This is a genomic window from Pseudomonas sp. Marseille-Q7302, assembly GCF_965111925.1.
The window spans coordinates 1,566,610-1,592,445 of the sequence record NZ_CBCOPK010000001.1 but is presented as its reverse complement, the minus strand read 5'-3'; the positions used below and the strand labels follow the sequence as shown (position 1 = coordinate 1,592,445).

At 65.5% G+C, this 25,836-nt stretch carries 20 protein-coding genes and 2 pseudogenes; 9 read left to right on the top strand and 13 right to left on the bottom strand.

The window, feature by feature from the left end; all coding sequences use genetic code 11:
* Window positions 1-13: 13 nt before the first annotated feature.
* Complete coding sequence (locus ACWPW1_RS07295) at window positions 14-1,366, top strand: GntP family permease (protein WP_059314129.1); 1,353 nt, start codon at window positions 14-16, stop codon at window positions 1,364-1,366.
* Window positions 1,367-1,528: 162 nt separating this feature from the next.
* Here the strand turns inward: ACWPW1_RS07295 and ACWPW1_RS07290 are convergent, their stop codons facing one another.
* The 3 genes from ACWPW1_RS07290 to ACWPW1_RS07280 all read right to left on the bottom strand — a co-directional run bounded on the left by ACWPW1_RS07290 (window position 1,529) and on the right by ACWPW1_RS07280 (window position 3,939).
* Entirely contained in the window at window positions 1,529-3,082 is a 1,554-nt protein-coding gene (locus ACWPW1_RS07290) for an alkaline phosphatase D family protein (protein WP_454252665.1), read from the bottom strand.
* Window positions 3,083-3,143: 61 nt separating this feature from the next.
* Window positions 3,144-3,446: a putative quinol monooxygenase gene (locus ACWPW1_RS07285; RefSeq protein ID WP_454252664.1), complete on the bottom strand. Its 303-nt coding sequence runs from the start codon at window positions 3,444-3,446 to the stop codon at window positions 3,144-3,146.
* Window positions 3,447-3,534: 88 nt separating this feature from the next.
* On the bottom strand, window positions 3,535-3,939 hold the full coding sequence (locus ACWPW1_RS07280) for an RcnB family protein (RefSeq protein WP_454252663.1): 405 nt from the start codon (window positions 3,937-3,939) through the stop codon (window positions 3,535-3,537).
* 250 nt (window positions 3,940-4,189) lie between these two features.
* Here ACWPW1_RS07280 and ACWPW1_RS07275 point away from each other — a divergent pair.
* The 4 genes and pseudogenes from ACWPW1_RS07275 (at window position 4,190) to trmA (ending at window position 9,762) form a co-directional block, all read left to right on the top strand.
* Window positions 4,190-5,579: pseudogene (locus tag ACWPW1_RS07275) on the top strand (MFS transporter).
* A 218-nt stretch (window positions 5,580-5,797) separates the two neighbouring features.
* Entirely contained in the window at window positions 5,798-7,111 is a 1,314-nt protein-coding gene (locus ACWPW1_RS07270; RefSeq protein ID WP_059314124.1) for a methyl-accepting chemotaxis protein, read from the top strand.
* Between the two features lie 205 nt (window positions 7,112-7,316).
* The gene (locus ACWPW1_RS07265) at window positions 7,317-8,612 is read left to right on the top strand and encodes an NCS2 family permease (protein ID WP_059314123.1); all 1,296 of its coding nucleotides are present in this window, start codon (window positions 7,317-7,319) and stop codon (window positions 8,610-8,612) included.
* 61 nt (window positions 8,613-8,673) lie between these two features.
* Window positions 8,674-9,762, top strand: coding sequence for a tRNA (uridine(54)-C5)-methyltransferase TrmA (gene trmA, locus ACWPW1_RS07260; RefSeq protein ID WP_454252662.1), 1,089 nt, complete (start codon window positions 8,674-8,676; stop codon window positions 9,760-9,762).
* A gap of 634 nt (window positions 9,763-10,396) precedes the next feature.
* Here the strand turns inward: trmA and ACWPW1_RS07255 are convergent.
* A complete protein-coding gene (locus ACWPW1_RS07255) occupies window positions 10,397-11,317 on the bottom strand; it encodes a Gfo/Idh/MocA family protein (RefSeq protein WP_323149753.1) in 921 nt (306 codons plus the stop codon).
* Between the two features lie 50 nt (window positions 11,318-11,367).
* Window positions 11,368-12,252: a putrescine utilization regulator PtrR gene (gene ptrR, locus ACWPW1_RS07250; RefSeq protein ID WP_454252661.1), complete on the bottom strand. Its 885-nt coding sequence runs from the start codon at window positions 12,250-12,252 to the stop codon at window positions 11,368-11,370.
* A 110-nt stretch (window positions 12,253-12,362) separates the two neighbouring features.
* Here ptrR and ACWPW1_RS07245 point away from each other — a divergent pair, with 110 nt between their 5' ends.
* Together ACWPW1_RS07245 and ACWPW1_RS07240 are read left to right on the top strand one after the other, a co-directional pair.
* The gene (locus tag ACWPW1_RS07245) at window positions 12,363-13,511 is read left to right on the top strand and encodes a YbfB/YjiJ family MFS transporter (protein ID WP_454252660.1); all 1,149 of its coding nucleotides are present in this window, start codon (window positions 12,363-12,365) and stop codon (window positions 13,509-13,511) included.
* A gap of 152 nt (window positions 13,512-13,663) precedes the next feature.
* Window positions 13,664-15,310 (top strand): acetolactate synthase large subunit, encoded by a 1,647-nt coding sequence (locus ACWPW1_RS07240; protein WP_454252659.1) that lies wholly within the window; start codon window positions 13,664-13,666, stop codon window positions 15,308-15,310.
* A gap of 694 nt (window positions 15,311-16,004) precedes the next feature.
* On the opposite strand, the gene ACWPW1_RS07235 is transcribed toward ACWPW1_RS07240, so the two are convergent.
* Complete coding sequence (locus tag ACWPW1_RS07235; protein WP_454252658.1) at window positions 16,005-16,874, bottom strand: LysR substrate-binding domain-containing protein; 870 nt, start codon at window positions 16,872-16,874, stop codon at window positions 16,005-16,007.
* Window positions 16,875-17,008: 134 nt separating this feature from the next.
* On the opposite strand from ACWPW1_RS07235, the gene ACWPW1_RS07230 reads away from it, so the two are divergent.
* Window positions 17,009-17,659, top strand: a complete 651-nt coding sequence (locus ACWPW1_RS07230; RefSeq protein ID WP_454252657.1) for a DUF998 domain-containing protein — start codon at window positions 17,009-17,011, stop codon at window positions 17,657-17,659.
* 22 nt (window positions 17,660-17,681) lie between these two features.
* On the opposite strand, the gene ACWPW1_RS07225 is transcribed toward ACWPW1_RS07230, so the two are convergent.
* On the bottom strand, window positions 17,682-17,942 hold the full coding sequence (locus ACWPW1_RS07225; protein ID WP_454252656.1) for a DUF2798 domain-containing protein: 261 nt from the start codon (window positions 17,940-17,942) through the stop codon (window positions 17,682-17,684).
* Between the two features lie 117 nt (window positions 17,943-18,059).
* Here ACWPW1_RS07225 and ACWPW1_RS07220 point away from each other — a divergent pair, with 117 nt between their 5' ends.
* Entirely contained in the window at window positions 18,060-18,974 is a 915-nt protein-coding gene (locus tag ACWPW1_RS07220; RefSeq protein WP_271654259.1) for a LysR family transcriptional regulator, read from the top strand.
* 42 nt (window positions 18,975-19,016) lie between these two features.
* Here the strand turns inward: ACWPW1_RS07220 and ACWPW1_RS07215 are convergent, their stop codons facing one another.
* The 6 genes and pseudogenes from ACWPW1_RS07215 to ACWPW1_RS07190 form a co-directional block, all read right to left on the bottom strand.
* Entirely contained in the window at window positions 19,017-19,868 is an 852-nt protein-coding gene (locus ACWPW1_RS07215; protein WP_454252655.1) for a universal stress protein, read from the bottom strand.
* 16 nt (window positions 19,869-19,884) lie between these two features.
* Window positions 19,885-21,369: pseudogene (locus ACWPW1_RS07210) on the bottom strand (SulP family inorganic anion transporter).
* Window positions 21,370-21,632: 263 nt separating this feature from the next.
* The gene (locus ACWPW1_RS07205; protein WP_454252654.1) at window positions 21,633-22,334 is read right to left on the bottom strand and encodes an ATP-dependent Clp protease proteolytic subunit; all 702 of its coding nucleotides are present in this window, start codon (window positions 22,332-22,334) and stop codon (window positions 21,633-21,635) included.
* 104 nt (window positions 22,335-22,438) lie between these two features.
* Complete coding sequence (locus tag ACWPW1_RS07200; protein WP_059314111.1) at window positions 22,439-22,795, bottom strand: YajD family HNH nuclease; 357 nt, start codon at window positions 22,793-22,795, stop codon at window positions 22,439-22,441.
* 128 nt (window positions 22,796-22,923) lie between these two features.
* Window positions 22,924-23,817 (bottom strand): transporter, encoded by an 894-nt coding sequence (locus tag ACWPW1_RS07195; RefSeq protein ID WP_082696296.1) that lies wholly within the window; start codon window positions 23,815-23,817, stop codon window positions 22,924-22,926.
* A 12-nt stretch (window positions 23,818-23,829) separates the two neighbouring features.
* Window positions 23,830-25,806, bottom strand: a complete 1,977-nt coding sequence (locus ACWPW1_RS07190) for an alkyl/aryl-sulfatase (RefSeq protein WP_454252653.1) — start codon at window positions 25,804-25,806, stop codon at window positions 23,830-23,832.
* Between the last annotated feature and the right edge of the window lie 30 nt (window positions 25,807-25,836).

Genomic DNA, 25,836 nt, shown 5'->3' with positions numbered 1-25,836 from the left:
TAGGAGAGGCGCCATGTTCGGCATGGACCACAACAGCTTCCTTCTGCTCGACGCCCTGGTCACCATCATTGGCCTGGTGCTCCTGATCACCAAGTTCAAGGTCCATCCCTTCATCGCCCTGACCATTGCCTCCGGCTTTCTTGGGCTGACCTCCGGCATGCCGGTGGAAAAGGTCATGAAATCCTTCCAGGACGGCTTCGGCGGCGTGCTCGGCTTCGTTGGCATCCTGCTGGGCCTGGGCACCATGCTCGGCAAGCTGATGGCCGACTCCGGCGGCGCCGACCAGATCGCCCAGACGCTGATCCGCGCCTTCGGCATCAAGCGCGTGCACTGGGCGATGATGTTCGCCGCCTTCCTGGTGGGCATCCCGTTGTTCTTCGAGATCGGCTTCGTGCTGCTGGCGCCCCTGGTGTTCATCGTCGCCCGCCGCACCGGGCTGTCGCTGGTCAAGCTGGGCATCCCGCTGCTGGCCGGTCTCTCCGCCGTGCACGGCCTGGTGCCGCCGCACCCGGGTCCGCTGCTGGCGGTCGGGGTGTTCGGCGCCGACATCGGCAAGACCATCTTCTACGGCCTGCTGGTCGGCCTGCCTACCGCCATGATCGCCGGTCCCATCTTCGGTGCCTGGATCTCCAAGCGCATCCCTGGCTCGGCCAATCCCGAGCTGGTCGCCCAGATCGCCCAGGAGACCGACAACCGTAACCTGCCGGGCTTCGGCATCACCGTCTTCACCGTGCTGCTGCCGGTGATCCTGATGCTGCTCAAGGCCTTCGCCGACATCTTCTTCGCTGCCGACAACCACTTCCGCGTCTGGATGGACTTCATCGGCCACCCCATCACCGCCCTGCTCGCCGCCCTGCTGCTGAGCTTCTACAGCTTCGGCACCGCCTGCGGCTTCTCCCGCGAGAAGATCGTCAAGCTGCTGGACCAGAGTCTGGCCCCGGTGGCGGCCATCGTGCTGATCGTTGGCGCGGGCGGTGGCTTCAAGCAGATGCTAGTGGCCAGCGGCGTCGGTGAAGTGATCGGCAACCTGGCGGTGCAAACCCAGATCTCGCCCATCCTGCTGACCTGGCTGGTGGCAGCGGTGATCCGCGTGGCCACCGGCTCCGCCACCGTGGCGACCATCACTGGCGCCGGTATCGTCGCCCCCGTGGTGGCCCTGATCCCCGGTGTGAACAAGGAACTGCTGGTGCTGGCCGCTGGCGCCGGTTCGGTGATCCTCTCCCATGTCAACGACGCCGGCTTCTGGCTGGTGAAGCAGTACTTCAACATGACCGTGGCCGAGACCTTCAAGACCTGGTCGATGATGGAGACCATCCTCTCGGTGGTGGCCCTGGCCTTCATCATGCTGCTGTCGCTGTTCGTCTGAACCCTGCAGAGCCTGTTCCAAGGCTAGCAAGCTAGAGCCAAGCAAGGCCTAGGCGGCCCCGCGAAAATAGCTGAGGAAGCGGAGTTTACGTAGGGTAAATGAGCATTCCGAAGCCATTTTCAACGCAGATTGGCCGACGCGCAGCAGCTTTGGAGCAGGCTCTCAGGCAGGGACGGCCCCTGGCCGCCCCCCCTCCACCACGAAACTCGCCCGGGTGCTGCGCTCGGCATCCGGACGGGTTCGGTCACTGATGGTGCGCAGGTCCACCTGCAACCGTTCCCGCGTCAGCTCCAGGGCCAGATAGCCGCGCTGCCGACTGTCGAAGAAGCGCACCTGGGGATTCTCCGGCAACAACGCCTGGAAACGTCGATATTCCGGGCCGTCCGAGGTGATGGAGGTGCCGACGAATTCGCTGGCCACCACCGGGCTCCGCTCGTTCTCCGGCTCGCGGTGCAGGTCCGTCACCCAGAACGAATGGATGTCGCCCCCTAGGGTTACCGGATTGGCCAGGCGACTGTCGGCCATGGCCACGAGCAGCCGCTTGCGGGTAGTCGGATAACCATCCCAGCCATCGGTCCAGCGCGCCGGATCGCCGTCTGGAAAACGCTGGCGCAGGGGTGTCATCAGCAGATCCTGGGCGATCAGGTTCCAGCGGGTGGCGTTATGGCGAAAACCATCCAGCAGCCAGCCTTCCTGTTCCTGACCCAGCATGCTGCGCGCGGCATCACGCAAGCCGGGGCAGTTGGGTGCCACCAGATGGCCGCCCCGGGTCTGGAGCGTTGCACAGGCTGGCTCGCTACGGTACTGGCGACCATCGAGCAGATGGATCTCGGCCAGGTCGCCGAAGCGCCAACGGTCATAGAGGCGCAGCGCCGCCCCCTGGGTCCGCCAGGCCCGTAGCGGGGCATGCTCGCGGAAGGCCTGGTAGGCCGCCTGGCGCCGCACGGCAAAGGCCGTCTGGCTCACCCTGGGGTCGGCCGACCAGGGCCCGGAATAGTCGTTCTGCACCTCGTGGTCGTCCCAGGTCATCAGACAGGTGACGTTGGCGTGCAGGTATTGCAGGTCAGGATCGGTACGATACAGAGCGTGGCGCCGTCGGTAGCCGGCCAGGTCCCGGGCTTCCGGCAGGCCGTGCCGGCGCACTGCCGGGAGCTGCGACGACACGTTGGACTCATAGAAATAGTCGCCAAGAAACAGCGCCAGATCTGGCTGTTCGTCGGCCATGTGCCGATAGGCGCTGAAAAAGCCCTTCTCGTAGTGGGAACAGGATGCGGCCACCAGTTTCAGGCGTTGCAGCGCGCTCGCGGACGGCGGCAGCGTGGTGGCCCGCCCCGTACGACTCTGGTGCCCCAGCGCGGTGAAGCGGTACCAGTAGGGGCGCCCCGGCGCCAGGCCGGCCAGCGTGATCGGCAGGCTGAAGGCGGTTTGCGGCAGCGCCGTGGCCGTACCCCGTTGCACCACCTGGCGCAATCCTGGGTCCAGGGCTATCTCCCACTGAACCTCGACCGGGCCGCGCAGACCTCCCAGGCCATCCACGGCCAGCGGATCGGGCGCGAGCCGGGTCCAGACGACGAAACCCTCGGGGGTCGGATCGCCACTGGCGACGCCCAGGGTAAAAGGATCCGGCTGCGACTCGCGGGCACTGCAACCGGCAAACCAGGGAGCGCTCAGGCCCAAACCCAGCAGGCCGAGCGCTTGACGTCGTGAAGTGTTCATCCGGGCCTCCGCGAAAGAGGCCAGGGTGGCTCAGAGAGGTGACAACCCGATGTCGTCCGCTTTAGGCCAGCGGCAATTCTTCAAGGATCATGACCTGGGGCGGCTCGCTGAGCAGACCGTCGAGATCGGCGAGCAGCTGCTTGAAGTGTGCGGTCTCTTCATGCTCGGCCAGAGCTTCACGGCTGGCCCAGTGTTCGATGAAGACATAACGCCCTTCATGGCTCGGATCGCGGTGGGGAGTATAAAAGTGGCAGGCGGCTTCGGCGCGGGAGGGGGCGACGATGGCCTGCAAGGCGCGTTCGACTACCTGGGCCTGGCCAGGTTGAGCGTGCAGGATGGCGACGACACGGATTTCGTGAGTCATGCTCGAAACTCCAGAAAGGCGTTTCAGCATGAGGCCTTGGCATCCTGAATGCCACTGGGGCCGACTGCTCGACCCCTGGCACTGTGATTTACTGCTTGGCTTTGACGATCTTGTCGATCACGGCATTGCTGCGCTTGATCATCACATAGTCGGAACCGATCTTGACCCATTGGCTGTCTTCGCCCGGCTGTTCCAGGCCGTGCCTCTTCCAGTCCTTGATCACGTACTCGTCGCGGATGTACTTGCGCGGCGCCCGACCGCCTTCCTCGAGTTCAAAGGTAGGATGATCGGGATCGTGAGTAATGGCCTCATCGCTCTGATTGGCCTCTTTCTTGTTGACCTTGTTCTGATACTGCGAGTTGGTCGGCTCCGAGGCTTCCTTGTCGGCGGCGGGCTTCACCGGGGTCATGGATTCAGGAGCGGCCTGTGCCTGCAGGGCACCGGCGAGGACGACGGTACCCAGTGCCAGAGAGAGCAGCGATTGCTTGATCATGGGTGTATCTCCTTTGCATTCGAAGGTTGGACCCCCGGGCTGCCGGAAAAGCTCCACGATCCCTTGCAGCGCTTCGCGTCAGCCGGGCCAGCGGTCCTCGTAGCGAGGACGACTGTCTTCTCTCGCCGTCAGCAGGCTGCCTCGGATGACGGCGGCCAATTCCTGACTGTCATGCACGGCCCTTGGACTGGCGGACTTCGCGCCGCGTCAGGCAGAGTAGCCCCCCGTCTTAGGCCAGGGACCAAGACTCATGGAACGCTGGAAGCTGCTCGCCTGCCTGGTGAGCTTCACCTTTTTCATGGAAAACCTCGATGCCACCGTGATCGCCACGGCCCTGCCCCAGATGGCGGCGTCTTTCGGTCGCGATCCGGTGGATCTCAACCTGGGCATCAGCGCCTATCTGCTGGCCATCGCCGTGGGCATCCCCGTGAGCGGCTGGATCGCCGAGCGTTTCGGGCCACGCCCCGTCTTTACCCTGGCGATTGGCCTCTTCACCCTGGCCTCGCTGTTCTGTGGCATGGCGCTGTCCCTGGAACAGTTCATCGCCGCACGCATCCTCCAGGGCATCGGGGGCGCCTTAGATGGTGCCGGTGGGCCGGCTGGCGGTGCTGCAGGTGACCGAAAAGCACGAACTGGTACGCGCCATCGCCCTCATCACCTGGCCGGGCCTGGTGGCACCGGTTCTGGGCCCGCCGCTGGGTGGCCTCATCACCACCTATGCCGACTGGCGCTGGATCTTCTATCTCAATCTGCCACTGGGGCTGATCGCCCTGCTGCTGGCCTGGCGCCTGGTACCGGCCGACATTCCCACCCAGCGGCATCCGCTGGACTGGCGCGGCTTCCTGCTGCTGGGTGGCGCCTGCGTGGCCTTCATGTGGGGGGTGGAGCGACTCGGCCAGAACCAGGGCAGCCTGGGTAGCAACCTGGCCTGGATGGGAGTCGGGCTGATCCTCGGCGTCAAGGCGGTGCGCCACATGGCCCGGCTGGACCGGCCGCTGATCGATTTCAGCACCCTGCGCATTCCCACCTACCGGGCGTCCATCCTCGGTGGCGGACTGTTCCGCGTCTCCATCGCCACGGCGCCCTTCCTCCTGCCGCTGATGTTCCAGCTGTCCTTCGGCCTGGATGCTTTCCAGTCCGGGTTGCTCCTGCTGGCGCTGTTTGCCGGCAACCTGGCGGCCAAGCCCTTCACCACCGCTGCCATGCGCCGCTTTGGCCTGCGCCGCATCCTCACCGTCAACGGCCTGCTCAGCGCCCTGAGCCTGCTGGCTTGCGGCCTGCTCACCCCGGCCTGGCCCCTGCCGCTGGTGCTGCTCCTGCTATTCGCCAGCGGGGTGTTCCGCTCGCTGCAGTTCACCGCCAGCGATGCCCTGGCCTTCGCCGACATCCCCAAGGCGCGGTTGAGCCATGCCTCGACCCTCTTCAGTACCAACTTCCAACTGGCCATGGGACTGGGTGTGGCCATCGCCGCCCTGCTGTTGCGCGCCTCGATGGAGTGGCATGGCCACCTGGATCCGCAGCTTCTGGACTTCCGCCTGGCTTTCATCGCCATCGCCGTACTGGGCGTGCTGAGTACCCTGGACAGCTTTCGCCTGGCGCGAGATGCGGGCGACGCGGTAAGCGGCCATCGCCTCCCCTGACAGCACCCGCCGGGAGCAGGCAGCCTGCCCTCCTCGTCCACGGCGGCTCGCCCCACCTGGCTGCAGGATCGCCAGCCGCCCCTCTTGCTCCTCATCGCTACCTCTACGCAAGAAATCCCTCTAGCACGCTATAAAGCACAAGCGAAGCCGGCCGATAACCTCTGACACTGCGCTAACAAAAAACGTACTAATCATCCGTCTTCCAGGAGCTTTCTCGCATGTCGCTACTTCAGCACTCTGCAGTTCTGCGCGGCATCCGCGCTGCCATCACGGCGATCAACGCCCCGCAACAGGCGATCGGACCAGAACTGCTTCAGGGGCCTGCAGCGATTCGCGAACTGGGCCAGGCCCTGCAGCCGCTGCTCAAGCAGCAGCAGGATCAGCAACTCCAGATGCAGGAGTTGCAGCAGGATATCCAGGACCTGACCGCCAGACTGGCAAACCGCGAGGCCGAGGTGCAGTTGCTGAAGACGCGCTTCGATCTGGTCAACCGGGCGTCCAGCGAAGGGCTCTGGGACATGGAAGTGGTGGCTGGCGATCCGGTCAACCCGCGCAATGCCTTCTGGTGGTCGGATCAGTTCCGTGCCCTGCTGGGCTTTCGCAATGAGTCTGACTTTCCCAACGAATTGGGCAGCTGGGCCAGCCGCCTGCACCCCGAGGACAGCCAGCCGACGCTGGATGCCTTCGCCCGGCACCTCAACGACCGCAGTGGCCGTACGCCCTACGACGTCGAGTACCGGGTCGCCACCAAGAGCGGCGAGTACCGCTGGTTTCGCGCCAGTGGCGAAACCCTGCGCGATGGCCAAGGCACACCACTACGGGTGGCAGGCTCGCTGCGCGACATCCATGACCAGCGCATGAAGGATGAAGAGCTCGACGTCACCCTGACCCGCTTCGATCTGTCGCGGGAAATGCTCAACGACGGCATCTGGGACATGGCGGTGATCGCCGGCGATCCGGTCAATCCCAAGAACCCCTTCTGGTGGTCGCCGCAATTCCGCCGGCTGCTGGGCTTCGAGACCGTGGAGGAATTCCCGGACGTCCTGGACAGCTGGGCCTCGCGCCTGCACCCCGAAGACAAGCAGCGCAGCATCGATGCCTTTGGCGCCCACCTCAACGATCGCAGCGGCCAGACGCCGTTCGACATCACCTACCGGCTCAAGCTCAAGAACGGCGAATACCGCTGGTTCAGGGCCCGTGGCCAGACACGTCGTACCGCCAACGGCATGCCCGTGCGGGTGGTAGGCGCCCTGACCGACATCCATGCGAGCTACGAGCAGGAAGCGCTCCGCGAGCAGCAGCAGGCCCAGCATCAGTCGATGGAGGAAAACCTGTTCAAGCTGACCGAAATCGTGTCCTCCATTCAGGGCATCGCCGCGCAGACCAACCTGCTCGCGCTCAACGCCGCCATCGAGGCGGCCCGCGCTGGCGAGGCCGGCCGTGGCTTTGCGGTGGTCGCCGACGAGGTACGCAAGCTGGCCACCCGGACCGCCGAGGCCACCCAGCACGCGGCCGACATGATCAAGCGCTGATCGACGGGTTACGGCCGCCCACCAGGGTGGTCGTGATTCCGCGCCCAGGGCAGCCTATGCTGGAGGCTTCAACGCGAATCCGGCTCCGCTGGCGGTCGAGCGAACGGATCTGATCCTGGTGTGGTCACGCCAGGCTACGGTCGTCGTCCGACCTGCTATCATGCGCGCCGTTTTTCCGATCAGACCGGCGCGCACGAGGCATCCCATGCTGGAACGACTCTTCCAACTCAAGGCCCACAACACCTCTGTCCGCACCGAACTGCTGGCGGGAGTCACCACCTTCCTGGCCATGGCCTACATCCTGTTCGTCAACCCGAGCATTCTCGGCGCGACCGGCATGGACAAGGGCGCGGTCTTCGTCGCCACCTGCCTGGCCGCGGCCATCGGCTCGGCGATCATGGGACTGATCGCCAACTACCCCATCGCCCTCGCCCCGGGCATGGGCCTCAACGCCTTCTTCACCTACACCGTGGTGCTGCACATGGGGCACACCTGGCAGGCGGCGCTGGGCGCGGTGTTTCTCTCGGCGCTGATGTTCTTCCTGCTGTCGATCTTTCGCATCCGCGAGTGGATCATCAACAACATCCCCCTGGCCCTGCGCTCCGGCATCGCCGCCGGCATCGGCCTGTTCCTGGCGCTGATCGCCCTGCAGAACGCCGGCATCGTGGTCGATAACCCGGCCACCCTGGTGGGTCTCGGCGATCTGGCCAAGCCCGGCCCCATCCTTGCCGTGCTCGGCTTCTTCCTGATCATCGCCCTGGAAGCTCGTCGCATCACCGGCGCGGTGCTGATCGGCATCCTGGCGGTTACCGCCATCGCCATCGCCATGGGCGTCACCCCCTTCGGGGGCGTGGTGTCCATGCCGCCGTCGCTGGCGCCGACCTTCCTGCAGCTGGACATCAAGGGCGCCCTGGACATCGGCCTGGTCAGCGTGATCTTCGCCTTCCTGTTCGTCGACCTGTTCGACAACTCCGGCACCCTGATCGGCGTGGCCAAGCGCGCCGGCCTGATGGGCAAGGACGGCCACCTGCCAAAGATGGGCCGCGCCCTGATCGCCGACAGCTCCGCCGCCATGTTCGGCTCGCTGCTGGGTACCTCCACCACCACCAGCTACATCGAGTCCGCCGCGGGTGTCTCCGCCGGTGGCCGCACCGGTCTCACCGCCGTGGTGGTCGCGGTCCTGTTCCTGCTGGCGCTGTTCTTCGCCCCCCTGGCGGGCAGCGTACCGGCCTTCGCCACCGCACCGGCGCTGTTCTTCATCGCCGTGCTGATGACCTCCGGCCTGGCCGAAATCGACTGGGAAGACCTGACCACCGCCGCCCCGGTGCTGGTCACTGCCCTGGCCATGCCGCTGACCTACTCGATCGCCAACGGCATCGCCTTCGGCTTCATCGCCTGGACCGCCATCAAGCTGCTGTCCGGCCGCACCCGCGAGCTGAATTCGGCGCTGATCATCCTGTCGATCCTGTTCGTCATCAAGCTGGGCTGGTTCAACGCCTGACCCCTCCCCTCGGGGCTTCGGCCCCGAGGTTCCCCGCCTCATCGCCTCTCCGGATTCGCCCATGTCCCAGCCCTCCTTCGCCCCCGCCGACTACCAGGTCCAACTCGACGCCAAGGCCACCCGCCTGCGCGAGCTGCTGGCGCCCTTCCAGGCTCCCGAACCGGAGGTCTTCGCCTCGCCGCTGCAGCACTACCGCCTGCGCGCCGAATTCCGCCTATGGCGGGAGAACGAAGAACGCCACTACGCCATGTTCGCCCCGGGCGACAAGCACACGCCGATCCTCATCGAGGCATTCCCCATCGCCAGCCAGCGCATCAATGACCTGATGCCGCGCCTCAAGGCCGGTTGGCAGGCGGACGTGGCCCTGTCGTTCAAGCTGTTCCAGGTAGAATTCCTCACTACCTTGAGCGGCGACGCCCTGATCACCCTGGCCTACCACCGCCCCCTGGACGCCGCCTGGCAGGCTGCCGCCGAGCGCCTGGCCGCCGACCTCGGCGTCAGCCTGATCGGTCGTTCCCGCGGCCAGCGCCTGGTGATCGGTCGCGATCATGTGATCGAAGAACTGGAGGTGGCCGGGAAGACCTACAGCTATCTGCAACCCGAGGGCGGCTTCACCCAGCCCAATGGCACGGTCAATCAGAAGATGCTCACCTGGGCCCATACCGCCTTGGGCGAGCGTGACGACGATCTGCTGGAGCTCTATTGCGGCAACGGCAACTTCACCCTGCCGCTGGCCAGCCGGGTGCGCCGGGTGCTGGCCACCGAGGTGAGCAAGACCTCGGTCAACGCCGCGCTGCACAACCTGGCCAGCAATGGCATGGACAATGTCATCCTGGTTCGCCTCTCCGCCGAGGAACTGACCCAGGCGCTCAACGAGGTCCGGCCCTTCCGCCGCCTGGCCGGCGTGGATCTCAAGAGCTACCAGTTCGGCACCGTCTTCGTCGACCCGCCCCGCGCCGGCATGGACCGGGACACCTGCGAACTGACCCGCCGCTTCGAGCGCATCCTCTATATCTCCTGCAACCCGGAAACCCTGGCCGAGAACATCGCCCAGTTGCACGACACCCACCGCATCACCCGCTGCGCCCTGTTCGACCAGTTCCCCTGGACGCACCATATGGAGAGTGGGGTGCTGCTGGAGCGGCGTTGAGGCACCCACGTGGAAAAGGCTGCGCCGTTTTCCACCCTACGCTGGGTCCAAGCGCCCCCTCTCCATCAGGGAGAGGGTTGGGGTGAGGGAACCGCTACCCCGTAGGTTGGGCTGAGACGGCTCCATCGTCGAAGCCCAACAGGCAGGACCACCCCCCCGTTGGGCTTCGCTGCGCTCAGCCCAACCTACGAGTACCGCGCTTGGAAAAGGCTGCGCCGTTTTCCACCCTACGCTGGGTCCAAGCGCCCCCTCTCCATCAGGGAGAGGGTTGGGGTGAGAGAACCGCTACCCCGTAGGTTGGGCTGAGACGGCTCCATCGTCGAAGCCCAACAGGCCAGACACCCTTGTTGGCCTTCGCTTTGCTCAGCCCAACCTACGAGTACCGCACGTGGAAAAGGCTGCGCCGTTTTCCACCCTACGCTGGGTCCAAGCGCCCCCCTCTCCCTCAGAGGAAGAGGGTTGGGGTGAGGGAACCGCTAACCCGTAGGTTGGGCTGAGACGGCTCTATCGTCGAAGCCCAACAGGCCAGACACCCTTGTTGGGCTTCGCTGCGCTCAACCCAACCTACGAAAAACGCAGCGGTGGGTCTGGACGCCCCCTCTCCCTTGGGGAGAGGGTTGGGGTGAGGGTCGCCCTACTCGTGGAACTCCGCCACCGTCTCGCGACGGCCATAGAGGAAGGCGTCGGCCACGTGGCGGAGCGGTGCCACGTCCACGTCGGAGCGGTTCTGGGCGACCAGTTCGGCGAAGCGGGCATAGAGGCCGGCGTATTCCTGGTCGGGGCCTTGGTGGGTCAGTTGGCCGTCCAGGTACAGCTCGCTGCCGCCTTTGCTCAGGGTCAGGCGACCGGCCTCGGTGTCGACGTGGATGTCCCAGGTCTGGGGTCCGGTCTGCAGAAAGTCGAAGTCGGCGGCAATGGGTACGCCAGCGCTGTCGACGAAGGCCAGTTGCGCGGCCACCGGGGTCTGGCAGTTGCCGGGAACCTGCAGCGCGGCCTCCTTGAGAAAGAACGGCCGCGGCAGGATGGCGGTGACGATGGACAGGGCATTGATGCCCGGATCGAAGACGCCCATGCCGCCCGGTTCCCAGATCCAGGCCTGACCGGGGTGCCAGACGCGCACGTCTTCCTTCCATTCGATGCGCACCGCCTGGATGCGCTTGCCTTCCAGCCATTCGCGGGCCGGCTGCACGCCCTGGGCATAGCGGGAGTGCCAGGTGGCGAACAGCGAAAGACCCGCCGCCTCGGCCTGACGGGTCAGGGCTTCCACTTCACTCAGGGTCGCCCCCGGGGGCTTTTCTAGCATCACGTGCTTGCCGGCGGCCAGGGCCTCGCGCGCCTGTTCGTAACGCACCGCCGCTGGCGCGCAGAGGGACACGGCGTCGATGGCCGGGCCGTCTTCGAGCAGGGCGCTCAGGCTGGGATAGTGGGCGACGCCGTCGAGCTGGGCGTTGCGGCTCGCCACGGCGACCAGCTCGTACTCGGGATTGGCGGCGAGCGCCGGCAGGTGCTGGTCACGGGCGATCTTGCCCAAACCGACGATGGCTATTCTTATCATGATCGTCCTCGGTAGACGGTAGTAGTCCGCCGCCTAGGATCGAGCAATCATCACACCAAAGCAACAGATTCGCGGTCAGTCTGCAGGCTCTCGCGCAACTCCAGCCAGCTGTGCAGATTGGCGCCCTCGCGGCCCTTGCGCCACATCAGCCAGGTAGTGGCCTGGGCGAAGCGCGCCTGGATCGCGTGGCGTTGCACCCGCTCTCGCCCGGGCAGGCTGTCGAGCATGGATTCCGGCATCAGCGCCACTCCGCCAGTGATCACGCAGGCCAGCATGCTGTGGTAGGACTCGATCTCCATCACCGGTCCGCTGGGCACCCCCGCCGCGGCGTACCAGGTGTCCAGGTAGCGGCGATAGGAGCAGCCGGCGCGAAAGCCGAATACCGGGCGCCCCGCCACGTCGGCCGGCGAGCGTACCGGTCCGAGCTCCAGTCCGGTGATCAGCACCAGTCGCTCCTCGAACCAGGGCTGACCTTCCAGCGCCGCATCGGGCGCCGGGCCGTCCACCAGGGCGGCGTCCAGACGGCCGGCCAGCAGCCCCTCCACCAGTTCGCCACTGGGGCCACTGTGCACCTGCAGATTCACCTTGGGATAGCGCTGGTGATAGCGCGCCAGCAGGCCGGGCAGATGGATGGCTGCAGTACTGAACATGGAACCGAGCACGAAGGTGCCAGCCGGCTCGCTACCCTGCACCGCGCTGCGTGCCTCGTCGGCCAGGGCGAACAGGCGGTGGGCGTAGTCCAGCAGGCGATGGCCGGCGGCGGTCAGGTGCAGCCGCTGGCGCTCGCGCAGGAACAGCTCCACTCCCAGTTTGTCTTCCAGCTGGCGCAAACGCGTGGAGAGATTGGATGGCACCCGATTGAGTCGCTCGGCGGCCTTCACCAGGGAACCTTCCTCGGCCACCGCCTGGAAGATGCGTAGCTCTGCGAACTCCATGGATCACCACCTTTCTCTTTAGCTGAACATCTATTTCTCTATTATTCGTTTTTATTGATCAACTTCAAGGCCTAGGCTGTCCACATCCACTCGCTTCCGGAGCCTTTTCGATGACCGCCACCACCCGCCTGCTGGCCTGCCTGCTGGCCCTGGCCACTGCCATGGGCATCGGCCGCTTCGCTCTCACCCCTGCCCTGCCCCATCTCATCGCCGAAGGTCAGATCGATCTCACCGGCGCCAGTCTGCTGGCCGCGGCCAACTACCTGGGCTATCTGCTCGGGGCCCTGGATGCCCTCTTCGCCCGTCGCACCCAAGCGCGCCTGGTCGGTGGCCTCTGGCTCTGCGCCGGCCTGACCCTGGCGTCGCTGCTGGCCGATGGCCTGGCCGCCCAGGCGCTGCTGCGCTTCGGCACCGGCCTCGCCAGTGCCTGGGTGCTGGTGATGGTGACCGGTCTAAGCCAGCCCCTGGCCGCCGAGGCCGGACGGCCGCGCCTGGGCGCCCTGGTCTTCACCGGGCCCGGAGTAGGCATTCTCATCAGTGGTCTGATGGCCCTGGTCAGCAATCGCCTGGGTGGCGATTCCAACCAGCTGTGGCTGAGCTACGGCCTGCTCGCCAGCGTCGCGACCCTGGCGCTGCTGCCCCTGCTGCCGCGGCGTGGTCCCGCCACCCCGCTGCCTACCACCGCCGCGGCACCGGCCAAGCGCTCGCCCGCCTTCAACCGGCTGATCCTGGCCTACGGCCTGGTGGGCGTCGGCTACATCCTGCCGGCCACCTTCCTGTCGCAGATGGCGGCCAGCCGCTTCCATGGCCAGTGGCAGGCCGACCTGTTCTGGCCGGGATACGGCCTGGCCGCCGCGCTCGGCGTGGTGCTGGTCAGCCTGAGACGCCCGGGCACCGATGCCCGCCGCTGGTTGATCGCGACCCTCTGGTTGCAGGCTACGGGCGTCGTGCTCTGTCTGCTGCCAGGCAGTCTGGCGCTGTTCCTGGGCGTGTTGCTCTGTGGTGGCCCCTTCCTCGCCTGCATGCAGCTGGTGATGCAATACGGTCGCGAGCTGGCGCCGGCCACGCCGCAACGCAACGCCGGGGTGCTGACCGCCAGCTTCGCCAGCGGCCAGCTGCTCGGCCCGTTGCTGGGCGCGGTGAGCAGTCACTATGCCGGCAACCTGCAACCGGCGCTGGTGATCGCCGCCCTGGGCCTGCTCTTCGCCGGTCTGCAACTGCGCAGTGCCCGGGCGTCCCTGCAACGCTGCATCGCCTGAATCGTTTCCGCTGCGGCTATTCGTCACAGAAGTAAAACGGGGTCGCACCTTGTTTTGAAATGTTTCGCCGTTCCTGAGTACAGTGGCCGCTGCGCCTCATAGAGGAGGCGCCTCAGGCGCTCGCCACCCACCCAACAAGGAACACAACACTCATGATGAAGGCCTCCGATCTGGTCGTTCGCTGCTTGGAAAACGAGGGTGTGGAATACATCTTCGGCATTCCCGGCGAAGAGAACCTGGACCTGCTGGAATCCCTGCGTCGCTCCTCGCAGATCAAGCTGATCCTGACTCGCCACGAGCAGTCCGCCGGCTTCATGGCCGCCACCTACGGCCGCTTCACCGGCAAGACCGGTGTCTGCCTTTCCACCCTCGGTCCAGGGGCCACCAACCTGGTCACCGCCGGCGCCTACGCCTACCTGGGCGGCATGCCGATGCTGATGCTGACCGGCCAGAAGCCGATCAAGAAATCCAAGCAGGGTCGTTTCCAGATTCTCGACGTGTGCCGCATGATGGCGCCGCTCACCAAGTACACCCACCAGTTCGCCTCCGCCGACAACATCCCGTCGCGCATCCGCGAGGCCTTCCGCCTCGCCGAGGAAGAAAAGCCCGGCTCCGTGCACCTGGAACTGCCGGAAGACATCGCCGACGAGCACACCGAGAGCCTGCCGGTACCGCCGAGCCTGAGCCGTCGTCCGGTCGCCGAGGCCAAGGCCATCGCCGCCGCCGTCACCAAGCTGGAAAACGCCCGTAGCCCGGTGCTGGTGCTGGGCGCCGGCACCAACCGCAAGATGACCGCGCGGGTGCTGCGTCAGCTGATCGAGAAGACCGGCATCCCCTTCGTCACCACCCAGTTGGGCAAGGGCGTGGTCGACGAGCGCCATCCGCGCTTCCTGGGCAACGCCGCTCTCTCCGCCGGTGACTTCGTGCACCGCGCCCTGGAGTCCGCCGACCTTATCGTCAACATCGGCCACGACGTGATCGAGAAGCCGCCGTTCTTCATGACCCGAGGCGGCACCGAGGTCATCCACATCAACTTCCGCTCCGCCGAAGTCGATCCGGTGTACTTCCCCCAGGTCGAGGTGGTCGGCGACATCGCCAACGCCATCTGGGAGATCAAGGAGCGCATCGAGGTCCAGCCCACCTGGGACTTCGACCGCCTGCTGACCATCCGCGAAGCCAACGAGGCCCATGTCGCCGAAGGCGCGACCGATGACCGCTTCCCGGTCTATCCGCAGCGCCTGGTGGCCGATCTGCGTAACGTGCTGCCGTCCGACGGCATCGTCGCCCTGGACAACGGCATCTACAAGATCTGGTTCGCCCGCAACTACAAGGCCTACATGCCCAACACGGTGCTGCTGGACAACGCCCTGGCCACCATGGGCGCTGGCCTGCCGTCGGCCATGGCCGCGCGCCTGGTCTACCCCAATACGCCCATCGTGGCGGTATGCGGTGACGGTGGCTTCATGATGAACAGCCAGGAACTGGAAACCGCGGTGCGCCTGAAGATGAACCTAGTGGTCATCATCCTGCGCGACGACGGCTACGGCATGATCCGCTGGAAGCAGGCGCAGATGGGCTTCGAGGACTTCGGCCTGGACTACGGCAACCCGGACTTCGTCCGCTACGCCGAAAGCTACGGCGCCAACGGCCATCGCGTGGAAAGCGCCGCGGCCTTCGCGCCGCTGGTGCGGCATTGCCTGGACACCCCCGGCGTCCACGTCATCGACTGCCCGGTGGACTACTCCGAGAACGACCGCATCCTGCACCAGGACATCAAGGAGCGCAGCGCGGCGGTGTGATCGGCTAGCCTAGCCCCATGGGAAACGCCCCGGCCGTGAGGTCGGGGCGTTTTTGCTTGGCGGTGTCTTGCGCCAGCTTTGCACTACCCGGGAGCTACAGCTGCGTGGGATTCGGCATGTCTCCGTACACCTGCTCCGGATCGAAGGTCTTGCTCGACTGGGTGAAGACGAGTCCGACAGTGAGCAAGGCAGCCGACCAGATCGAGATGCTGGCCCGGACATGGAATCCACCAAGGTCGCCATGGCCACCCTGCGCAGCCATCAGCTGAAGACGATGGGACGCCTCAAGGTGTGATCCTAGCGCTCCTCGCGCCCGCTCCTTCCCCTCACCCCGGCCCTCTCCCCAAGGGAGAGGGAGCGCCTGGGATGGACATCCAGCAGGAAGGAAAACGCGGTACAAAAGGTAGGCTGGGCTGAGCACAGCAAAGCCCAACATCAGCCAGGTGAAGGCTGGGCCGTTGGGCTTCGACGGTGAAGCCGTCTCAACCCAACCTACGGCTGGCTCTACCCGAGGGAGTGGGAAGCACCTGTCATGCCTGGCGTAGGGTGGAAAACGGTGCAGCCTTTTCCACGCTCGCACGAAGGCAGGTTGGGCTGAGCACAGCGAAGCCCAACGCCAGTTTAGGTGAAGGCTAGGCCGTTGGGCTTCGACAGTGGAGCCGTCCCAACCCAACCTACGGCGCCACGACTTCCCTCACCCCACCCTCGCCTCTTCCAGCAGCCAACGTTCGAAACTTGCGAGCGCGGAATCGATTTCCGTCGTGGGACGGGTGACCAGCACATAGCGTTCGCGTAGTTCCGGCAGGACCGGCCAGGGCGCCTGGAGTCGGCCGGCGACCAGGTCCTCCTCGATGTAGTGCTCAGGTACCAGGGCCATGCCGAAGCCGGCTTTGGCGGCCTCGATCAGCAGCGAGTAGCGATCATAGGTAGGACCAACCGCCTGGGCGCCCAGGGTTAACCCGGTGAGCGTGGCATAACGGGCCCAGCTGTGCGGACTCTCCAGCTTGTGCAGGAGCGGCAGGCTGGCCGGAGGATTGCCCGCCAGGCGCGGATGACAGACCGCGACCAGCTGCGTCTCGAACAACGGCTGCACCCGCAGAGCGTGCCAGACCGGATGGTCATAGTTGATCGCGGCGTGCAGTCCGCTGTCTTCCAGGGCGAAGGGCTGCGTCCGCTCGCGCAGATTGACCTCGATGTCCGGATGGCGCTCCTGGAAGCGCGCCAGCATCGGGATCAGCCAGCGACCCGCCAGGGTCGGGATGACGCCGATCTCCAGCGCGGTGGTGCCGCGGGCCTGGGCGATCAGTTGCCGCGTGTGGCGTTCGATGTCGGCAAGGGCCGTGCGCATGTGCGCGGCATAGCGGGCTCCGGCAGCGGAAAGCTCGACGCGATTGCCGATCCGCAGAAACAGCCTGACGCCCAATGCAGCCTCCAGCTTGGCGATCTGCCGGCTGATCGCGCCCTCGCTGAGCGACAGCTCCTGCGCCGCCTTGGCGAAGCTGAGATGGCGGGCGGCCGCCTCCAGGGCCACCAGCGCCGTAGTACTGGGCAGGCGTCTAGTCATCAGCGGTCATCCTTGGCAGCGGGGCGCCCCAGGATGACGCCTGGGCAAGCTGCCTTGCAAAAAAATCCGTAACGCTTGCCCGCCAGCACCTCCTAGCATGACCAGACAACACCAGGGAGGCAGCAGCAGTGATGATGACGAGGACGTTCGCCTGGAACCGGATGGATCGGCTGCTGCTGGGCACGGGTCTGTTGATTCCGTTCTGGTTGACTATCGGCGTAGGGCTGACCGCCCTGGCGTATCCCGGTTACAGCCATGTCGATCATGCCCTGAGTCGGCTGGGGGCTGTCGATGCGCCCACTCAGGGATTTTCCGCCTGGCTCAACAACGTTCCTCTGGGGGTGCTCTTCGTGCTGGTCGCCCTGGGACTGGCCAGACGTTTTCGCCCGTCGCGCCTGGCCGGGTTGAGCGCGGCCCTGATCCTGCTCCATGGCCTGGCGAGCTTCGCCACCGGGCTGTTCCCCTGCGACCAGGGCTGCGCCCCGCTGCAGCCCTCCGTTTCCCAGCAGCTGCATAACCTGGCCGGCCTGGTGATGTTCCTTTCGCTGACCCTGGCGAGCGCGCTCTGGGCTTGGATCGGCAAGCGGTTGCTGGCCTCGCCCGGCCTGGCTGCCTTCTCGGCGATCTGCACCCTGCTGGCCCTGGTCACCGCGGGCATGATGGCGAGCGCGGTCGCCGACGGCCAAGGCTTCGGACTCTACCAGCGCCTCAACTATGCCGTGGGCGTCGGCTGGCTCGCCGTCCTGAGCGGAATGGCCAGGCGCAGCCCAGGTGACCAGCCGTGACCGACCAGCCGCCTGAATCCGCTCAGGCATGGACGGTCAGGGCGACGAGTCGGGCGACCACAGGCCGTACCAGCAACACACAGACGAAGGCGGACGGCATGGCGACCTGATAGGCACTCATCACATTCCTGAAGTAGTCGGCGTCGAAGCCGAACTCCGCCAGGGTGATGACCAGGCACATCAGCAGGGCCATGATGGTCGACATATAGAGGGCGAAGACATAGGGCGTCGCCTGCTTGGGAAAGCGTCGCTTGGTGGAAGTAGCAGCACTGATCGGATTCATCGGGTTGCCTCGGGTCAAGGAATCGAGGCCAAGCTTACAGGGGCGAATATCTGCCGGTAGCCTTCTCCGCCTTGATTCACTATAAACAGAAATCAACGAATCCTTCGGCAGGGCCCCATGGACATCCTGGGCTTGATCAGTACCTACATCAGGGTCGTGGAAGCGGGCAGCATCGCCGGCGCCGCCCGTGCTCAGGGCCTGAGCGCGGCCGCGGTGAGCCAGAGCATCGCTCGCCTGGAGGCACATCTGGGCGTACGGCTGCTGTCGCGGACCACGCGCCGTCTCGCCATGACCGAAAGTGGCGCCCGCTATTTCGAGAAAGTCCGGCACATCCCCCAGGACGTCGAGGTTGCCGCCCACCTGGCGACCCTGGCCAGCGAGCCGCAGGGATCGCTGCGGATAGCCACCACCGCCGCCTTTGGCCGCCACCTGCTCGCGCCGCTGCTGCCGGCGTTCAAACAGACCTATCCGGGCATCGACATCGAATTGATCGGCAGCGACCGGCGCCTGGATCATCGCTTGGAACAGATCGATGTCAGCCTGAGGATAAAGGCGCAGCTGAGCGACAGCCTGGTCGCCCGCCGGATCGCTTCTCGTGCCTTTGTGTTCTGCGCCGCGCCCGCCTATCTCGAACAGGCCGGCACACCCCGCACCCCGGAAGAGCTGCAGCAGCACGCCTGTCTGCTGTTTCGCTATCCCACCGATGGACGCTATCTGCCCTGGCGCTTCGTGCGCGCGGGTCAGACCTTCGAGGCGGCCACCCGCCCTGGCTTCGTCTGCGACGACATCGACATGATCGCCCAGCTCGCCGTGAACGGGGGCGGCATCGCGCGCCTGGCGGACTTCGTCGCACTGCCGCTGATCGAGCGGGGCCAGCTGGTATCGCTGTTCGACGCCCAGAGCCAAGACGCCACCGCCGCGCAGTCGGAGCCGATGGACATCTATGCCTGCGTTTCCGAGCGTTCCGCGCTGAGCGGCAAGGTTCGCGCCTTCATCGACTTTCTCGAACAGGCCCTGCAGCCTGATTCCTGACAGGCGAAGGCCCTGGCCGTCGTAGCGACCAGGGCCTCTTTCTCAGGGGCGCAGTACCAGGGTGGTGATGTCGGTGTGGTGCAGCAGGTGGGAGGTCTGACTGCCCAGCAGCAAGCGCCGGGCGGCGGAATGGCGGTAGGCGCCCATCACCAGCAGGTTGGCCCGAGAGGCCTGGACCCGCTCGGGAATCACCTCGGCCGGATGCCCTGCCACGAGGTGGGTCGTCACCTCGCTGCCGCCGGTACGCAGGAGCTCCGCAGCGGCCTCCAGTTCGGCCACGCGCGCCGGCGTGGACTCACCGACCCGCAAGACCTCGCCCTGCAGCCCTGCCAGCAACCCGCTCCTAGCGACCTCCAGCAGTCCCTGATGGGTGGCCTCGCTGCCGTCATGGGCGAGCAGAAAGCGCTGGGGTTCGCGGAAGTCGGCGGCGCACACCAGGATGGGCTTGTGCAGTGTTCGCACCACGGTTTCCAGCTGGCTACCGATACCGCGGCGACCGGCATGCTCGCCGCGCTTGCCGATCACCAGCAGGCTCATGTCCGCCTCCAGTTCGCGCAGGGTATCCACCAGGTAGTCGTGTCGCTGGAGCGTGGCAGGCGCCTTGACCAGCCCGCTGTCCTGCAACCGTTCCACGGCCCCGGCCAACAGCGCCGCGCCATCGGCACGCGCCAGACGCGCGCGCTGCTCGTCCAGCCGCGCCAGTTCCTCGAGCAGGTGCTCGCGCGAACCGAGGCCTATGGTGCCGCTGGCATCGGGGGCGGTGGGATAGAGGCTGCGCTCCAGGACATGCAGCAGGGTGAGGGGCAGCTCCAGCCGTTGTGCCAGCCAGGCGCCATGGTCGCAGACGCTGGCTGTCAGCGGCGAACCGTCGAGGCAAGCGATGATGTCTTTCATGGGTCTGTTCTCCCTCTCAGTGGCCCAGCAGCTGGCTGTCGGCCCCGGGTTTGTCGTGGATGCCAAAGCGGTCGACCAGGGTCGCGCTGGCCTGATCGAGGTCGAGGACCTGCACGGTCACGCCTTCCCGGCGATACCTGAGCACGACCTTGTCCAGGGCGGCGACGGCGGTGATGTCCCAGAACTGGGCCGCCCTGAGATCGATGCGGACCTCGTCCAGCACCTCCTTGAAATCGAAGGCCTCGATGAAGGCCGCGGTGGACGAGAAGAACACCTGGCCACGCACCTCGTAGACGCGAATGCCGGGCGCTTCCAGACGAGACGTCAGCGTTAGTTGGTGCCCCACCTTGTTGACGAAGAACAGCGAAGCCAGCAGCACCCCGACCAGCACGCCGAGCGCCAGGTTGTGGGTGGCGACCACGACCACCACGGTGGCCACCATCACCAGGTTGGTGGAGAGCGGATGGCGCCGCAGATTGCGGATCGAATCCCAGCTGAAGGTGCCGATGGACACCATGATCATCACCGCCACCAGCGCCGCCATGGGAATCCGGGCGAGCCAGTCACCGAGAAACACCACCATCAGCAGCAGGAAGACGCCAGCACAGAGGGTGGACAGCCGGGTGCGTCCGCCGGATTTCATGTTGATCACCGACTGGCCGATCATGGCGCAGCCCGCCATGCCGCCCAGCAGGCCGGCGGCGATGTTGGCGATGCCCTGCCCTTTGCACTCGCGATTCTTGTCGCTGGGCGTATCGGTGATGTCGTCGACGATGGTTGCCGTCATCAGGGATTCCAGCAGTCCCACCACGGCCAGCGCCAGGGAATAGGGCAGGATGATCAGCAGGGTGTCGAGATTCAGCGGCACCTGGGGCCAGAGCAGCACCGGCAGGGTATCGGGCAGCTGTCCCATGTCACCCACCGTGCGGATGTCCAGCCCCAGGGCGAGGGAGACACCCGTCAGCACCAGGATGCACACCAGCGGCGAAGGTAGCAGCCTGCCCACCACCGGCAGCAGCGGGAACAGATAGATGATGCCCAGCCCCGCAGCGGTCATGGCGTAGACCTCCCAGCCGACATGGGTCACCCCGGGCAACTGGGCCAGGAAGATCAGGATCGCCAGGGCATTGACGAACCCCGTGACCACGGATCAGGACACGAAGCGCATCAGCGCACCCAGGCGCAGGTAGCCAGCAGCGATCTGCAGCACCCCGGTCAACAGGGTCGCGGCCAGCAGATATTGCAGGCCGTGCTCCTTGACCAGGGTCACCATCAGCAGCGCCATGGCGCCGGTCGCCGCCGAGATCATGCCGGGGCGACCGCCGACGAAGGCGATCACCACGGCGATGCAGAAGGAGGCGTAGAGCCCCACCTTGGGATCGAGTCCCGCGATGATGGAAAAGGCGATGGCTTCGGGGATCAGCGCCAGGGCGACGACCAATCCGGACAGCACATCGTTCTTCACATTGGAAAACCAATGTGTCTTGAGGGTATTCAACATAGACAACTCGCACCTGTGCCTGACCCGTCAAGCGAGTGGCAGACGCCGGATCAGGCGTGAATTCCAGGGTTGGCAGCCGCCACGCCGCGGGCGCGACAGGACGGCAGACATCCTTGCATCAGCGATGCAAGGACGGGAGAGGTGCGAGCTATGGGGGACTGGGTTGCCAGTCGCGGGAGGGGAAATGCATACCCGGAAGGTATCACGAAAGAACGAGCGCGTGTAGACCGCACCTGCCGGTCTGGCCGGGCGTCAACCTGCCCTCACCTGCTTCCGCCGTCGCTGACGAAGTAGGTAGCCCGGTCGGTCCCACGCGGCAGCCGGTCCGGTGCCCGGGTGATCAAACCGATGTCCTTGGCGGCGTCGTAGCCCAGTCGTCGCCTGTTGCTTTCGGAGGACAGCAGGGTGGTGAGCTCTTCTGGCGCCAGCTTGAGGCAGCCCTTGTAGATCTCGCGGAACTTGAGGTTCTCGCGCTCGACGTCCTCGAACGCCTGCTTGGCCTGATCCGGCTTCATGTAGCCGTTGACGGCGATGGCCGCCGCGGCCGGATGCAGGAGAAAGCTGGCGAGTGGCGCCGCGTAACGATCTTCGGCCGCGCAATAGATCATGGTGGCGGATGAATCCGTCGCGGCGGCGTCGATGGTATTGATGTGCAGCGGATAGTGGCGGATGAATTCGTAGGCGACATAGCCCGCCTCCATGCTGCCGCCCGGGCTGTTGAGATAGAGGTTGACATTCTTGGTGGCGGGGTACTTGAGGGCGATGTCGCTCAGGGCGGCCAGCAGGGAGCTGACCGAGCGGTCGTTGATACCGCTGTTGAAGTACACCGACGCGGTGTCGGCGCTGGCAGCCGTGCCCTCGCCGCGGATGACGGCCATCTCGGCGGAGGCCTCCGGCAGACAGCCTGCGGCCAGCACGACCAAGGCCCCGGCGGCCAACCGTTTAGCAACGCTCGAACGTCTCATCCCCTCTCGCTCCCAGGTCGGCAATCAGCCAAAGACCTGAAACGCTAGAGGGCGAGACTTAAGATCGGCTTAAGGCAGGACGGACTGCCTGGATCGCCGTGCGCTCAGTCCTTTTTCAGCAGTCCCGCCAGCCCCGCGAAGGGGTTGTGGGTGGCCTGGGCCACCTTGGGCGTGCCCAGGGAGCTGTCGCTGAAGTACTGCTGATCGGTGTAGCGGCTGTGCTCGTTGTCGTGGCAGTACAGGCAGAGCAACTCCCAGTTGGAGCCATCCTGGGGATTGTTGTCGTGGTTGTGGTCGCGATGATGCACGGTCAGCTCGCTCAGGCGCTTGCCGGCGAATTCCCGCGCGCAGCGACCACAGACGTGGGGATACATCTTCAGCGCCTTGTCACGATAGCCGCGTTCGCGCTCGCGCTGGGTCTCGGCGAGGATTCGATCCAGCTTCGAGGTATCGGTAGCCATGCTGCACCCTTAGGGGTCTAGAAGAGACCGTCAGTATAGCCTGCGCCCGGTGTCCTGGTATCGCGCCGGGACACCGGGCGCGGGAGCCTCAGGCTTGCGCGAGTTAGGCGCGTTTCCTCTCCCGCGAGTTAAAACGCATGGTTGACGTTTATCGAGAAGGTCGTGGCGGCCGGGGTGTAATCCTCGCGCAGGACGGTCCGGGTGACCGCTGTGCTCACCGCCGTCGTGGAGGTGAAACTGTAGCTGCCACTGACGCCCAGGCGCAGCGTACGCTGGCGATTGTCCTGATCCTCGTCACTCACGCGGGTGGTTCCGCCATAGGCATAGAAGGTATCCAGCGACAGCCAGGCGCGCTTGCCTGCGTCATGGCTCAAATGAGCCTCGATACCGTAGAGCGGTGCCTGCTCCAACCGCCCGTTGCGATTCTCGCTGTTGTCACTGAAGAACTGCACGTTGCCATTGATCGCCAACAGGCCGCCCTGGCCAAAGGGTGCCCCAAAGGACAGTTGCGGCTTCAAGGCCCAGCGGTGCTTGCCTACGTTGAGCAGAGCATCCTTGTCGTAGTCGCCGGTTGGCAGGGTCACCGCCATCGAAGCGGTCAGGAAAGGGCCCGCGGTCCACGTCTGAAACTGCTGCCGAGTCAGAGCCGGAGCGCCATAGAGGTTTGCCAGAAAGATGGCGGTAATGTCGCCGAGGCCCTCGGTGTCGGTACTCAATCGCGTCCCCTTGAGCCGCGCATCGACGAAGCCGTAGGGCACTATCAACTGAAAGCCCGCCACGCGATCGCCCAGCGCGAAGGTGCGGGCATACCTCACCAGGGGAACATGGGCATCAACCTCCACCCCCTTGATCGGCAAGGAGGGATCGACCGACGCCTCGCTGTTCGAATAGGTGTAATAGAGAAACAGGATGTTGGTGTCGACGGGCACGTTTTCCCAGTCCCGGGCGCCGTCGGCCGTAACGTCTGCGGACCGGAGGATCAGGATGAAGGCCAGCGGAGCAAGGGGTATCCGGATGCCCATGATGCATGGCCCTCAAGGCGTCACGATGTTGAAGACATTTTCGAAGTCGTCGAGGTTGGCCAGCAGTTGAGTGACCGCCTCGCGACGTCCTTCGATGACGATGGCCCCGTCCTCGATGGCCTTGTCGAAGGTCGTCTGGCCCAGGTTGATGGTGTCGAGCGTGCTTCGCGAGAGCCGGACGGTGGCGTCCGCCGTCGCCACCGCCTGCGCCTTGCGATGCGTCAGGACCCCCGAACGCAGGGTCAGCACCTGCGTCTCGCCCAGGTCGTCGAAGATCCAGTTCAAGACGCTGTCGCCGGATCTGGCTGCCTTGGGACCATTCAGGCGAATGCCCAGGTAATCGAAATACATATCCAGGGTCAGGGCCTTGAGCGTATCAGGCGAGGCGGTAGTGGACGATGCGGGAGGGACACCGTTGCGGAGCTCGCTGGCGCCCATCAGCATGGCGTTGCGCCAGGTGCCTGCCTCGCTTTGGTAGCCCATCTGTTCGAGCGCATTCGCCAGGAGCTCCCGGCCACGCCGCGAAGCGGGGTTGGCGAACACCACGTGCTTCATGAGCTCCGCCACCCAGCGATAGTCGCCCTGGTCATAGGACACCTGAGCCTTGCTGACGACCTGCTCCTCGCCCCCCATGACAGCGACGTAGCGCCGGGCGGCCTCGACGGGCGGCAAGGGGTTGAGATTCGCGGGGTTGCCGTCGTAGAACCCCAGATAGCGCTGGTAGACTGCGCGTACGTTATGACTGAGGGTCCCGTAGTAGCCGCGGTTGTACCACCGCCGCGCCAACGGCTCCGGTAGGCTTTCGAGCGTATCAGCGATCTCCATGGGCGTCAGGCCGAGATTTATCAGCCGCAGCGTCTGGTCATGGATGTACCGATACATGTCCCTTTGATCCGCCAGCAGCGTCTCGACCCTGTCCCGCCCCCAGGTCGGCCAATGGTGCTGGGCGAACAGCACCTCGCTCCTGTTGCCGTAGCGAGCCAGGGTCTGGTCGAGATACTCGGACCATTTCTTGGCATCCCGCACTTCCGCGCCACGGATCGTGAGAATGTTATGCAGGGTATGGGTGGCGTTCTCCGCTGCGCCCAGCGCCCGATAGGCCGGGAGGTACATGTTCATTTCGGCCGGAGCCTCGGTTCCGGGTGTCAGCTGAAACTCGACCTCCAGGCCGTCGATGGTCCTGGTCACCTCAGCCTCGCCGTCGGCCCCGAGGATGTCGGTGGGCGCGATGAGACTCACCGTGCCCCGCGAGGTGGTCTTGCCCAGCCCGGCGCCGACCTGACCCGTGAGGCTCTTCGGCAACAGCGCCCCGTACATGTACTGGGCCCGACGGCTCATCGCGGTCCCGGCATAGACGTTTTCGGAAACCGCGTGCTCGAGGAAACCGTTCGGGGCATAGACCCTGACCGCTCCGGAGCGAACCTGGTCTTCGCTGACCACGCCCTTCACGCCGCCGTAGTGATCCACATGGGAGTGCGAATAGATGACGGCCTTCACTGGGCGATTGCCGCGCTGCTGGCGATAGAGCGCCAGTGCAGCGGCGGCGGTCTCGGTGGAAATCAGCGGGTCGATGACGATGACGCCGGTCTTGCCCTCGATGAGGGTCATGTTGGACAAGTCCAGCCCCCGCACCTGGTAGATACCCTCGGTGACCTGGAAAAGACCCGCGATGTTGTTCAGGCGCTCCTGCCGCCACAGGCTGGGATTGACGGTATCCGGCGCCTGCGGCGCCTCCAGGAACCCATAGCCCGCCAGGTCCCAGACCACCTTGCCTTTTTCATCGCGGATCACACCCTCGGGAAACGTCGCGATCCGCCCACGCAAGGCGTCATCGAAGTCGGAGGTATCGGCGAAGTCCAGCACGCCAAGGAGCTGCCGATTGGCCGTGATGGTTGCCGGGCTGGCGCCTTGCGGCGCGGACGCCTGCTCTGCCGCACTCGCCAGGGAGCCGATGAGGGAAAGGGGGATCATCCAGCCTGACAGACGCATGGGCGCTTTCCTCGACAGTGGGTTGGCCAG